This is a genomic window from Luteibacter aegosomatissinici (genome assembly GCF_023078495.1).
GTDB lineage: Bacteria > Pseudomonadota > Gammaproteobacteria > Xanthomonadales > Rhodanobacteraceae > Luteibacter > Luteibacter aegosomatissinici.
Genome location: NZ_CP095742.1, coordinates 4,831,227 through 4,843,686 on the forward strand (window position 1 = coordinate 4,831,227; position 12,460 = coordinate 4,843,686).

10 protein-coding genes are annotated in these 12,460 nt (G+C 65.8%); 5 read left to right on the forward strand and 5 right to left on the reverse strand.

The window, feature by feature from the left end; translation table 11 throughout:
• Positions 1 to 20: 20 nt before the first annotated feature.
• Positions 21 to 455, reverse strand: a complete 435-nt coding sequence (locus tag L2Y97_RS21625) for a putative toxin-antitoxin system toxin component, PIN family (RefSeq protein WP_247430908.1) — start codon at positions 453 to 455, stop codon at positions 21 to 23.
• Positions 452 to 1,459, reverse strand: coding sequence for an LLM class flavin-dependent oxidoreductase (locus L2Y97_RS21630; protein WP_247430911.1), 1,008 nt, complete (start codon positions 1,457 to 1,459; stop codon positions 452 to 454). Before L2Y97_RS21630 ends, L2Y97_RS21625 begins: the two co-directional genes overlap by 4 nt.
• Positions 1,460 to 1,642: 183 nt before the next feature.
• On the opposite strand from L2Y97_RS21630, the gene L2Y97_RS21635 reads away from it, so the two are divergent.
• Both L2Y97_RS21635 and L2Y97_RS21640 read left to right on the forward strand, forming a co-directional pair.
• Entirely contained in the window at positions 1,643 to 2,068 is a 426-nt protein-coding gene (locus L2Y97_RS21635) for a BP74-related protein (protein WP_247430914.1), read from the forward strand.
• Positions 2,069 to 2,189: 121 nt separating this feature from the next.
• The gene (locus L2Y97_RS21640; protein WP_247430916.1) at positions 2,190 to 2,891 is read left to right on the forward strand and encodes a pirin family protein; all 702 of its coding nucleotides are present in this window, start codon (positions 2,190 to 2,192) and stop codon (positions 2,889 to 2,891) included.
• Positions 2,892 to 2,978: 87 nt separating this feature from the next.
• On the opposite strand, the gene L2Y97_RS21645 is transcribed toward L2Y97_RS21640, so the two are convergent.
• Positions 2,979 to 4,904: an LTA synthase family protein gene (locus L2Y97_RS21645; RefSeq protein ID WP_247430919.1), complete on the reverse strand. Its 1,926-nt coding sequence runs from the start codon at positions 4,902 to 4,904 to the stop codon at positions 2,979 to 2,981.
• Between the two features lie 214 nt (positions 4,905 to 5,118).
• Here L2Y97_RS21645 and mprF point away from each other — a divergent pair, with 214 nt between their 5' ends.
• The 3 genes from mprF (at position 5,119) to L2Y97_RS21660 (ending at position 9,314) form a co-directional block, all read left to right on the forward strand.
• Positions 5,119 to 7,728 carry a bifunctional lysylphosphatidylglycerol flippase/synthetase MprF gene (mprF, locus tag L2Y97_RS21650; protein ID WP_247430921.1) on the forward strand — a complete coding sequence of 870 codons (2,610 nt, stop codon included), beginning with the start codon at positions 5,119 to 5,121 and terminating at the stop codon, positions 7,726 to 7,728.
• Entirely contained in the window at positions 7,725 to 8,525 is an 801-nt protein-coding gene (locus L2Y97_RS21655; RefSeq protein WP_247430924.1) for a virulence factor, read from the forward strand. The genes mprF and L2Y97_RS21655 overlap by 4 nt, the downstream gene beginning before the upstream one ends.
• Positions 8,526 to 9,152: 627 nt before the next feature.
• Entirely contained in the window at positions 9,153 to 9,314 is a 162-nt protein-coding gene (locus L2Y97_RS21660) for a hypothetical protein (protein ID WP_247430927.1), read from the forward strand.
• A gap of 21 nt (positions 9,315 to 9,335) precedes the next feature.
• Here L2Y97_RS21660 and L2Y97_RS21665 read toward each other — a convergent pair whose 3' ends face one another.
• Both L2Y97_RS21665 and L2Y97_RS21670 read right to left on the reverse strand, forming a co-directional pair.
• Positions 9,336 to 10,106 carry a transporter gene (locus tag L2Y97_RS21665; protein WP_247430930.1) on the reverse strand — a complete coding sequence of 257 codons (771 nt, stop codon included), beginning with the start codon at positions 10,104 to 10,106 and terminating at the stop codon, positions 9,336 to 9,338.
• A gap of 64 nt (positions 10,107 to 10,170) precedes the next feature.
• Entirely contained in the window at positions 10,171 to 12,381 is a 2,211-nt protein-coding gene (locus tag L2Y97_RS21670; RefSeq protein ID WP_247430932.1) for a beta-glucosidase family protein, read from the reverse strand.
• Between the last annotated feature and the right edge of the window lie 79 nt (positions 12,382 to 12,460).

A 12,460-nucleotide genomic window follows, 5' to 3' on the forward strand; every position in this document is an offset into this window, starting at 1 on the left:
CTGTTGCAGGAGCGCGCTTATTAATCCGCGTCGCGAAACGCGGGCCATTCCTCGGGGCGCATGATCTCGAACAACCCTTCGCGCTTCGTGCGGCGGCCGAGGCGTAGTACTTCGGCATCACGCGAGAACACGATGGAGGCACGCGAGGACGCCGCAAGCTCAAGGAACTTCTGGTCGTCGGGATCCTTGCAGCGAGGCGGCTTCTTCGTGCACTCATCCGTCGGCAACCGGCGAACCAGCGCATCGAAGCGTGATACCGCATCGGCCCGGCGGGCGTCGTCGAGTTTCAGCGTTGGGTAGTCGAGTACCGCCAGCCATTCGTCGCGGCAATCATCACGCGTTATGGCTTCCACTTCGCCACCCTCGATGGCCGCGACCAGCGCCGCGGCCCGGGGATCGGCGAACACGAAGGCATCCAGGCACACATTGGTGTCCAGGACGACCCGCAGCGTCATGCCGCGGCGCTCGCGGCGAGCGCAGCGTGCTGTTCGGCCACCAGCGTGTACGAATGCTTGCGTGCCTCGTGGTCGAAGACCTGGGCAGTGATAATCAGTTCATCGGCCTGCGTGCGTTCGATGAACGCCGCAAGGCCTTCGCGCACCGTATCGGGTGAACCCACGACCGCGCACGACAGCGCGTGATCGACCTGTGCCTTCTCCATCGGGGTCCAGATGCCCTCCATGCTGTTGACCGGCGGCGGCAGCTGGCCGGGCGCACCGCGGCGCAGGTTCCAGAACGCTTGCTGTTGCGACGTGAACAGGCGCTGTGCCTCCTGGTCGGTATCGGCGGCCACCACGTTGATACCGAGCATGGCGTACGGCTTGTCCAGCACGGCGGAGGGCCGGAACATGGTGCGGTACACCTCTAGCGCCTGCATCATCAGGTCGGGGGCAAAATGCGATGCGAACGCGAACGGCAAGCCCAGCTCCGCCGAAAGGCGCGCACTGAACAGGCTGGAGCCCAGCAGCCACAGCGGTACGTTCGTATCCATGCCAGGCACGGCGCGCACCGTCTGGCCGGGCTGCAGCGGGCCCAGGTAATGCTGGAGCTCCACCACGTCATCCGGGAACCGGTCGTCGCTCGGCCCCATCGCACGGCGCAATGCGCGTGCCGTGGCGTAATCGGTGCCCGGGGCACGGCCCAGGCCAAGGTCGATACGGCCCGGGTAGAGCGAGGCCAGCGTGCCGAACTGCTCGGCGATCACCAGCGGGGCGTGGTTGGGCAGCATGATGCCGCCGGAGCCCACACGGATCGTCTTCGTCGCCTCCGCGATATAGCCGATCACCACCGCGGTGGCGGCGCTGGCGATCCCGGTCATGTTGTGGTGCTCGGCCAGCCAGTAGCGGTGGAATCCAAGCGCTTCGGCATGCACGGCAAGGTCGCGCGAGTGGCGCAGCGCCTCGCCGGGGGATGAGCCGCGCGGCACCGGGGCCAGGTCGAGGACGGAAAACGGAATCATGGGCGCAATCCTTGGGGTGCGACGGGCACCGATCATTTCCATATGGGCAGCCTTCGCCCAAAGGCAACCGTGTAGGCGAATGCCGGCACGATCCGTAGGCGCTGCGCCCGCCAGTACGGCTGGCCGTGGACCCGCTCGCGCGCCCCGTGCTTCCCTTGAGGCCCCTCCAAGGAAGGACGCTACATGCCACACCTACGTTTGCTGACCGCGCTGGCGCTCGCCGCGCCCGCGTCATCCATGGCCTCGAACATGCAGGCCGATCGCTACTTCGCCGTGCAGACCGTAGGCGATGCGCCAGGTTCTGGCGAGTTCGTGGTACGCATTAGTGAAACCGCGCGTGCGAAGGCGTTCGCCAAAGCGATGCAGCACGGCCAGCCCTTGCGCCTCACCAGCCGCGTTGTCCAGCGGCCGGCCGCCTGGAACACAGCGTGGCCGTTCTACACCGAGCGCCACCGCCTCATTTCCACCCAGGCGCTGGTATCCCGTTGTTCATCGCACGGCCCGGGACAGGTCACCCTGCTGATTGCCGGCGGCGCGAACGTGCACGGCAGCGCATGGTGTCCAGCCGTTCGTGTCGTTCGTGAAATCAACCCACCGGCGCCACGCTAGCTTCGGCTGATTCCCTGGGGAAACGATCCGTTCGGCCGGCCGATGCGCCACAACCCCCGGTGGAGGCGGAAAATACGCCCATCCACTCAACCATTCCGGCGAACACCGGGGGAGCATGACCATGATCGATATCCGCCGCTTTAACACCCTGGGTGGTGCCAACCACGGCTGGCTCGACGCGAAGCATCATTTCTCCTTCGCCTCGTACCACGATCCGAAGCGGATGGGCTGGGGCGCGCTGCGTGTATGGAACGATGACACCATCGCCGCCGGCACCGGCTTTCCGGCGCACCCGCATTCGGACATGGAAATCATCACCTATGTCCGCGAAGGGGCGATCACCCACGAAGACAGCCTGGGCAACAAGGGCCGCACCGAGGCCGGCGATGTGCAGGTGATGAGCGCAGGCACCGGCATCCGCCACGCCGAATACAACGCCGAACCGGACGCCACGCGGATCTTCCAGATCTGGATCATTCCCGATGGCGAACGCAAGGCACCGTCGTGGGGCACCCGCCCGTTCCCCAAGGGCGAGCGCTCGGGCCGCTTCGTGACGCTGGCCAGCGGTTTTGAAGACGATGCCGATGCGCTGCCGATTCGCACGGATGCGCGCGTGCTTGGCGCCAGCCTGAAGGCCGGCGAGACCGCGGAGTACGCGCTGGGCGAAGGTCGCTTCGCCTACATGGTGCCGGCTGCCGGTGCCGTGGAGATCAACGGCCAGGACCTCGGCAAGGGCGATGGCGCCGCGATCCGCGATGAGCGCGTACTGCGCATCACCGCGAAGGAAGATGCCGAACTGGTGCTGGTCGACTCGGCGGCGTAACCGATAGCCGTTGTAGGAGCGTGCTTGCACGCGATGGGGGTTATGGCAGGCCCCATCGCGCGCAAGCGCGCTCCTTCAGTTGCGGCATTACTTGCGTTTCATCAGGCCATTGGTGAACAGGTACGCAGCGGTCTGGTAGTAAGTTATTGCATCTTTCGCGTTCTGGTCGTTGTACGTCGCCACCGGTGTCGCATCGCCGGTTTCCTCCTGCGGCAGCATCTCTTTGACCGGCTGCCTGGGCACCAGCGATGCCAGCATGCCGCCATGCAGGTAACCCAACTCCTGGTAGGTGCTTACGAACGCCCGCTCGCGACCGGGCTCCAGCTTGAACAGGTCGTAGCCGTAGAAGCGCGATGTGTAGCTGAAGTTGAGCATGCCCAGCAGCGTCGGCGGAATATCGATCTGGCTCATCAGCCGATCGACCCGACCCGGCGCCACATGCTTGGGTGAATAGATATAGAGCGGGATGTGGTAACGATCGATCGGCAGGCTGGTCTTGCCTGCGCTGGTAGCACAGTGGTCGGCCGTGATCACGAAGATCGTGTCATCGAACCACGGCTTGGTCGCCGCGCGCTTGAGGAAATCGGCGATGGCCCAGTCGGTGTACTGCACCGCGGCACGTCGCGAGCCTTGCGGCAGCGGCACACGCCCGGCCGGGAAGGTGAACGGCCGGTGGTTCGACGTAGTCATGACATGGCCGAAGTACGGCTTGCCCTTCGCATAGGCATCATCCATGCGCTTCATGACCAGGGTGAACAGATCCTCATCCGCCACGCCCCACACGTTCTCGGCGTGGATGTCCTTCGCATCGATCACGTTGCGATCAACGGCGTCATAGCCATTGCTCGCGAAGAAGTGGTTCATGTTGTCGAAGTAGCCGTAGCCGCCGTACACGAACTCGGACGTATAGCCCTTCGCGTTGAACACATCGGCCAGGGACCACAGGCCCTCGTTTCCGGGCCGCTTGACGATCGATTCGCCGGGCGTGGGCGGCACGGAGAGCGCCAGCGCTTCCAGGCCGCGCACGGTGCGGGTGCCATTGGCGTACAGCTCGGTGAAGAACAGGCTCTTGTCGGCGAGCGCATCCAGGTTCGGCATCAGGTGCTTGTGCTTGCTGACCGAAAGACCTTCCACGTAGTCGCCCGACAGGCTCTCCACGCTGATCAGCACCACGTTGAGCTTCTTTTCCGGCCCGGCGTTCTCGATCCGCCGGGTGATGTCCATCGGATCATCGCTGGTGAACGTGGCATCGGGGGTCTTCAGCAACGTGCGCAGCTCACCAAAGGCCTGGTCCTTGGGCAGCGAAGGGTAGTACTTGGCGTAGTCGAGTTCGTTTTCGCGGAACGCGGCGAAGAACTCGTAGGTGCCATCACCCGCCAGCTCGTTCATGTACTGGTTGCGCTGGCCATCCTTCATGGCGGCATCCACGCCGAAGCTCACGGCCACGGTCGCCACCAGCCAGCCGAGCACGACCATGCTGCGGCCAGCGAAGCGCGAGCCATCGTCACCGAGCGCCAGCTTGCGGCGGCTGAGCCAGATGATGCCCACGGCGAGCAGGGCGATCATGGTGATCCAGGTGCCGATCGGGTACGACTCCTGGATATTGCCCACGACCTCATGGGTGTAGACGAGGTAATCGACCGCGATGAAATTGAAGCGGGCACTGAACTCGCCCCAGAACACCAGTTCGGCGACCGCGACAAACAGCGTGGCGAAGGCCAGCACCCAGGCGAAGCCAAGGAAGATACGCCGGCCCCAGCGGGACATGGCGGCCCGCCGCGGCAATAGCCACAGCACCAGCAACATGGGCCAGCCCATGTAGAGGAAGGTGACCAGGTCGTAACCCAGCCCCACGCCGAACACGTACAGCAGCGCGCCCGGCGAGTGCGGCACATCCTTGCCGGTCTTGATCAGGAGGATGAGCCGGACCACGAAGGCCACGGCGATGAACAGGGCGCCATACCAGGCCAGGGGCCGGAAGCGCTGGCGCAGCGCCGGGGAAACAGGATGCATGGTGCCTCGCGGACGGACGGGCGGGCGCGCACGCCTGCCTTGTCATCGCAGCGTAAGAAACCGCGCTTACATGCTCCTTTCCCAAACCTTAGCGCCAGCTTTCACGTGCCGGATGGGCATACATCGCATTCGGCACGAACGTGCTCCCTGCCGCCCCGGCGCGCTATGTGGCACCCTACACGACCTTACGAGCCAGATCTGGAGCCGCGGCACCGTGGAGCAAGCACCCAGCACGGAGCTGTCGCCTAACCAACCGCCCCTTGGCAAGCGCGCGCATTACGCCAACCTGCTGCGCAGGGCGGGCGGGCCACTGCTGTCGGTGGCCTTGCTGTGCCTTGCCCTGTGGGCCCTGCACCTCATGGCCAGCGAGGTGACGTACCGCCAGATCGGCGACTACGTGCACAACCTGCCCAACGCCGATATCGGCCTGGCGGTGCTGCTGACGGGCGCCGGGTTCGCGGTGATGACCCTGTACGACTGGTTCGGCCTGGCCAGCGTGGGCAAGCGGCTTCCGGCAAAACGCGTCGGGCTTATCTCCTTCATCAGCTATGCCTTTTCCAATGCGCTGGGCATGTCGCTGCTGGTGTCGGGCTCCATCCGCTACCGGTTCTACGTGCAGGCGGGGCTGACCACGGGCGAGATTGCCCGGGTGGTGCTCTATACAACGCTGAGCTTCTGGCTGGGCCTCATGGCGCTCACCGGCGCCATCCTCATGTTCGTCCCCATCCCGCCGGAAGTACCGCTCTCGGGCCTGCGGATCCCGCTGGCGATCGTGCTGTCGGCCGTACCCGTGGCCTGGTTCGCGGTGGCCGTGTTCGTGCGCCGCCCCATCCGCGTCTGGCGCTGGGCCGTCAACTCGCCCACGCCAACCGTCGCGGCGCGGCAGATCCTGGTCGGCGCACTGGATTGGGGCCTGGCGGCGGGCGTGCTGTACGTGCTGATGCCCGAAGCGATCGTGGGCGGTTTCGGCCATTTCCTGGCCATCTTCGTGCTCGCCCAGATGGCGGGCCTGATCAGCCACGTGCCGGGTGGCCTGGGTGTGTTCGAGGCCGTGATGCTGGCCGGCTTCGGTGCCACCGGGAACCACGGGCTGGAGGCACCGATCCTGGGCTCGCTGGCCGCCTATCGCGCGGTGTACTACCTGCTGCCGCTGTGCGTGGCCACGCTCATGGTGATCGTCCGCGAGCTGCGCGCCTTGCGCCATGCCGCCCTGATCACGCCGTGGTTCTCCGGCCTGCTGCCGCCGTTCTTCGCGGGGCTCACGCTGGTATGCGGTGCGGTGCTGCTGTTCTCGGGGGCCACCCTGGCCATCCCGGGCCGCATGGAGATCCTGCGCGGCTTCGTGCCGCTGCCGCTGGTCGAGGTCTCGCACTTCCTTTCCAGCGTGGTCGGCATGTTGCTGCTGATCCTGGCCCGCGGCCTGCAGCGCCGGCTCGATGCGGCGTACTGGCTGAGCCTTGTGCTGCTGATCCTGGGCGCGGTGCTGTCGATGCTGAAGGGCATCGACTATGAAGAGGCCACGCTCCTCACCCTGCTCGCCCTGGCGCTCGCGCCAGCGCATCGGCATTTCTACCGCCGCGCCTCGCTGTTCCGCGCCTCGTTCTCTCCCGGCTGGGTCATCGCCATCGCCGCGGTGTTCGCCTGCGCCACGTGGCTGGTGTTCTTCAGCTTCAAGCACGTCGAGTACAGCAACAACCTGTGGTGGGAGTTCAGCTTCCGCCACGGCGGTGCGCCCCGCGCCTTGCGCGCCCTGGTGGGCGCCGCCGCGGTGGTCATGCTGTTCGCGCTGGCGAACCTGATCCGGCCGGCCCCACCACGGCGTGCCCGCCCCAGCGATACGGAACTGGCCCGTGCCATGCCTTTGCTGAAGCAGTTCAGCTCGGCGCAGGCGCACCTGGCACTCGTGGCCGACAAGACCCTGATGTTCGCCCCGGATGACCGCGCCTTCATCATGTACGACATCGAAGGGCGCAGCTGGGTGGCCATGGGCGACCCGGTGGGTGAGGATGAGGATGCCCGCCGCGAACTGGTATGGAGCTTCCGGGAGGAATGCGAGCGCGCCGGTGGCTGGCCGCTGTTCTACCAGGTGCGCCCGGAGGACCTGGACCTGTACCTCGAAGTGGGCATGAACCTGCTGAAGATCGGCGAGGAAGCGCGGGTTCGGCTGGAGACCTTCAACCTCGATGGCAAATCGAAGAAGACGCTGCGCGGCACGGTGAACAAGCTCGCGCGCGACGGGCTACGCCTGGAGATCATCCCGATCGAACAGGTGCCAGCCATCCTGCCAAGGCTTAAACTCATCTCCGATGCATGGATGCGCGACAAGAAGGTCCGCGAGAAGCGCTTCTCGCTGGGCCTGTGGGATGAGCGGTACCTCTCACGCACGCCCATGGCGGTGATCTGGCAGGGTGAAGAACTCGTCGCGTTCGCCAACATGTTCCTCACCGAGTCGAAGGAGGAAGCCTCCGTCGACCTTATGCGCCACCTGCCCGAAGGCCCTGCCGGCATCATGGATTTCCTGTTCATCGAGCTGATGACGTGGGCGAAAGCCAACGGCTACCGCTGGTTCAACCTGGGCATGGCCCCGCTTTCGGGCCTGCAGAACCGCCGCACGGCACCGCTGTGGAGCCGCTTTGGCGCCATGGTGTTTGGCCGTGGCGAGCGCTTCTATAACTTCCGTGGCCTGCACCGCTACAAGGACAAGTTCGATCCCGAATGGGAGCCGCGCTACATCGCCGTGCCGGGCGGTATCGCGCTGCCGCTCGCGCTGGCCAACGTGGCCAGCCTGATTTCCGGCGGCCTCGGCGGGGTCGTGCGCCGGTGAGGAAGATCGTTCGCGGCGTCGTCATCGCCCTAGTTGTCATGCTGCTGGGCGGCCTGCTGGCCTGGCACCCGTGGACCCGCGCCTCGCTGGAAAGTGCCACCGTCGAGCTCCCCGCGCTCAAGGCGCCGCCGGCGGGCGAGGAAGACCTGATGGTGGTCATCTATTCCGGCGATGGCGGCTGGTGGGATCTCGACCAGCGCCTGGGTGCCGTGTTCACCCAGCGCGGCATCCCCGTCGTGGGCCTGAGCACGTTCAAGTACTTCTGGCGTTACCGTGCGCCCGACGAATCGGGCCACGATCTCGATCGCCTGCTCGACAAGTACAGCAAGCAGTGGGGCAAGACCCGGATCCTGCTGGTGGGCTATTCCTTTGGCGCCGACGTGCTGCCCAGCCTGGTCGGCAAACTGCGTGCGGACAACCGTAGCCGGCTCTCGCAACTCGTGTTGCTCTCGGCCAGCCGCGACGTGAATTTCGAGATCGAACTCGAGGGCTACATGCAGCAGGGCTGGTGGACGACCCACACGCACAACCTGCTGCAGTGGCTGAACCCCGTGGTCCATTACGATGCCATGCCGCCCATCCACGCCCTGGACGGCAAGCCGCCGATGGCCTGCTATTACGGCGCAGAGGATGCCGAAGACAGCGGGTGCACCGACCCGAACCTGCCATCGTTCGTCACGGTGTACAAAAAGCCCGGCTCGCACCACTTTGACGAGAACTACGAACAGCTCGCGACGGAGCTGATTTCGCGGATGCCGCCACGGGCGTTGCTACCCAACGCGTCGACACCGCCTTAACGCGGTTTGGCCGAATCGGCGTGTGAAATGCTGTCACTGAAATTTCACCGCCATGCCACCGAAATTTTCGTCTCCCACGCTCAGTCTGGCCATCCGGGCGGGAAAGGCAGGAGACGAACCATGCATAGAGAACCGGGAAAACGCGATTACGGCACGTCCGATTGCGCCGCGCTGCGCTCGCTCGCCAGCCGTGGCGTCCCCGTGCCGCCGCAGCCACGCCCCGCCACACGGCCTGCCACCAGGCAGCAGCCTGATCAAGCACGGCGCCCTGCCCAGACGCCTGCCTGAACGGCAGCCCGCACCGTCGCCGCTGACGGCGAATCAGTCCTAATTTTCAGAATCCTCCTATATCCCTCGGCGCGCGGCCTAAGTAAGACTTAGGCCCGTGCCCGGCCGCTATCCGTCGGGTACGAATTCGCCGATGACCGATCCGACGGCAGGATGCCGTCCGTCCCTAGCGCCAGGATCGATCCCCCCCTTCATCGGCGGAAACGCCGCGCCGGCTTTGCCGGGCCGCGTATAGGCGGCTATGCCGCCAGACCCAGGGACGGTCACCATGGCCCTCCGCGTGAGCGCGAGGGCCATGTCTTATCGGCCACACACCACGTGGACCCTTACAATGGCCACATGGGTTGCCTTCCTCTTCCGATTTTCATGCTGCTTGGCTGCGGCATCGGCTGGCTGGCCGGTGAAAAGGCCGGCTCGATTTACGGTGCAGGCATAGGCCTGCTTGTCGGCGCGGTCCTCACCGTGTTGCTGTTCCGGGCCATGCGCAAAGGCAACCGCTGAGCGTTACCGGGTACGCCAACGTTACTGCGTGCTGCCGAAGAAGTATGAAACGCCGAGTCCCCCGGTCACCGACGGGCCGTGCCCGCCGATACGGTGCAGTGCATACGCATCCAGTTGCAGGTGATCGCCGATGCTGTAGGCGACACCACCGCCGGCCTGGACCTCATTGCCGTCGTCCGCGTCATGGATCGCATCCGCCTCCACGTACGCCATCCAGTTTTCACCGATCTTGCGGCCGAAGGTCGGCGCCAGCGTCCACGTGTTACGGCCCTTCAGGCGGTCAACATTCGCGTACAGGGTGTTCTGCGCCTTGTCGTCGGGCTTCCACTGCAGGGTGGTGCCCAGGCTGTACTGCCTTGCACCGTTCCCGAAATCCTCGTCGCCGTTGGCGAAGGTGACCTGGCCCAGTGCCGCCCAGCTGAATGCGCCGTCGGCATCACTGCCCGCGGGGGCGTACTTCATGGCCACGCTGGTATCGCCATGGCCTACCGCATGACGGCGTGAACCCTGGCCACGTTCCTCCAGGCGGTTCCATGCCGAGCCGCCCACCTGCAGTTCCACCGGTCCACCCGTGCCGATGCGGATCAGGCTATCGGCGGTGTAAGTACGATCGAGGTAGCCGTCCGAACGCTCGCGTTCGTAGGTCGGCAGGCCTTGCTCCCAGGCCACGGTGCCCGCAGGCAGCACGCTGGTGGCAAACCCTGCACCCGGGCGATCAAAGTCCGGCGGATCGGCGAGCGCCACGGCGGGCGCAAGAAGAAGGAGGGCAGCGAGGGCATGGCGCAGGTTCATGCGGCGCATTGTGACGGGCCGGCGCGTCGCCGTGGCGTGCACACCGCCCGTCACCCCCGGTGGATTACGGGGCTTTCACCACGGGGAAGCTTTCCGGCAGCGTGATCGTGGCATCACCCGCGAAATCCTCCGCCGAGCGGCCCAGCTTCAGCTGGTAACTGCCAGCCGCGACGTGCCAGCGCTTGCCGGCATCATCCCAGCGGGCGAGCGCCAGCGGTTCCAGCGGGATATCCACGCGGCGGCTATCGCCCGGCTTCAGGGTGACCTTGGCCCAGCCAGCAAGGCGGCGGGCGCCGCCATCCGGGCCGGTGACGTACACCTGCGGCACATCGGCGCCGGCAACCTTGCCCCTGTTCTTCACGGTGACGTGGGCAACCGCATGACCGTCCTTGCCCTTCTCGACCGCGAAGCCGCTGTAATCGAAGGCGGTGTAGGTCAGGCCGTAGCCAAACGCGAACAGTGGCTGGCGCTTCGTCTTCTCGTACCAGCGGTATCCGACATCCGCACCTTCGATGTTGTAATCGATGGTATCCGCCGGCTTCTCCTTGCTGTTCAGGCCGGCGCCCTGCACGGTGGCGCGTGGCAGTTGCGATTCGTCCTTCGGCCAGCTGAGCGGCAGGCGGCCACTGGGTGCCACCTCGCCGTAGAGCAGGCGGGCGATCGCCTCGCCACCGCCCGAACCCGGATACCACGCCTGCATCACCGCGCCGACCTGATCGAGCCAGGGCATCTTCACCGGGCCGTTGGTCTCCAGCACCACGACGGTACGCGGGTTCGCCTTGATGACGGCCGCCACCACGGCATCCTGGTTATCCGGCAGCGAGAGGTCCGGGGTATCGAACGATTCGGCCGCCCATTTGGTCACGAACACCACGGCCACATCCGCGCCGGCCGCCGCTTTCGCCGCGGCGGCCGGATCGGTACCCGCATCGAAGCTGACCTTGCTGGCGCGCTTGCCGATGAAGGTGAGCGGTGCCGAGGGGTGATAGACCACAGGGCCTGGCCAGCCACCCGGCTCGAGACCCGGCACGGCATTCCCCTGGACATCGGTGACGACGGACGAGCCACCACCGGCCATTACGCCCTTGTCGGCATGGCCACCGATGACGGCCACCGACTTGCCCTTCGCCAGCGGCAGCAGGCCATCCTGGTTCCGCAGCAGAACCGCACCGGCTTCGAGGGCCGCCTTTGCAATGGCACGGTCCGCTTCGTAGGGCACCTTGCCGGCCTTCACGGGTACCGGGTTATCCAGCACACCGTGGGCGATGAGGCTGCGCAGGATGCGCTTTGCCATGTCGTCGAGGCGGGCCTTGCTTACCTCCCCCTTCGCCACGGCCTCGCGCAGCGGTTTGTCGAAGAACAGTTCCGCATCGAACACCTCGCCGGCCGATTGCTGATCCAGCCCGGCGTTGGCCGCCCTGCCTGCGCTGTGCACGCCGCCCCAGTCGGACATGACCCAGCCCTTGAAGCCCCATTCCTTCTTCAGCACGTCGTTGAGCAACCATTCGTGCTCACCTGAGTACGTCCCATTGACCCGGTTATAGGCGGACATGACCGAGCCTGGGTCGCCATGCGCGATAGCGATCTCAAAGGCTTTCAGGTCGGATTCCCGCAGGGCGACCGGGTCGATCTGTGAACTGATGGTGTTACGGCCCGATTCGATATCGTTAGCAGCGAAGTGCTTGATGGTGGAGACCACCTGGCGCTCCTGCACACCCTTGATCGTGGCGCCCACGATGTACCCAGCCAGGATCGGGTCCTCGCCCGCGTACTCGAAGTTGCGGCCATTGCGCGGATCACGCAGCAGGTTCACACCACCGGAGAGCAGCACGTTGTAGCCCTTGCCGCGCGCCTCGCCCCCGATCATGCGGCCGCCCGCATGGGCCACTGCCGGGTCGAAGCTAGCCGCCGTGGCCAGGCTGGCCGGAAGGGAAATGGCACCGGCGTTGTCGATGCCGTGCTTGGTGACACCCAGGCCTGCGTCGGTCTCCTGGATGGCGGGCAGGCCAAGGCGCGGGTTGGCCGGTATAAAGCCCGCGTTGCCCAGCGCGCCCTCAGGCTCGCCGTGCTTGTCGCTCTTCATGCCGAAGTCGGTGCGGATGATCCGGAATTTCTCGTCGTCGGTCATCGCCGCCACGATGAGTTCGGCACGCTTGTCCGGCGACAGGGAACGATCCATCCAGGGGTGCGCGGGCGGCGTCGCGGCGGCGGCCGTGCCAGCAAGGCCGGCGGTGATGGCGAAGGCGAGGGCGGTGCGACGAGCAGTATCGGCCATGATCAGGCATCCGTGGGTTAACGAAACGCCCCACGATGTTCCAGTAACGGTTTCATCGCAACCCACGAGACGCTTCCGA